1 pseudogene is annotated in these 351 nt (G+C 67.5%); it reads right to left on the bottom strand.

The features are described 5' to 3' along the window. Positions 1-351 (bottom strand): annotated as a pseudogene (locus QB898_RS13285) (hypothetical protein); the annotation flags it as partial.

The following is a 351-nucleotide window of genomic DNA, read 5'->3' as shown; positions in this document are numbered from 1 at the left end:
CCGCCATTTCCTGCGCGGCGGGATCGGCCAGCAGCATTTCCATTGTGGCGATTTCAATGGGGGAAGCCGTGGGCGCCGAGCCGGAAACTGCGCCGGGAGCGCCGACGGGCGAAGCGGGCGCCAGCTGCTCGCCGCCGATGATGGGGGGCGAAGGCTTGTAGGCAATAGGCTCCAGATCCATCGGCACTTGCACGGGAGCCTTGTGATTGAAGATCAGCCCGGAAACAGGCCCGGGAGCTGGCCCGGCAACCGTGGTGATGGGCGAGGCAGACAGATGAACCGCAGGCTTGTGCGCGATGGGCTGGGCGGCCAGGTCCGTCAGCGTGGCGCCGGGTGTGAGCGGTACGTCAG

The sequence above is a fragment of the Ottowia cancrivicina genome (genome assembly GCF_029813755.1).
GTDB lineage: Bacteria > Pseudomonadota > Gammaproteobacteria > Burkholderiales > Burkholderiaceae_C > Ottowia > Ottowia massiliensis.
This window is presented reverse-complemented; position numbering and strand designations above follow the sequence as displayed.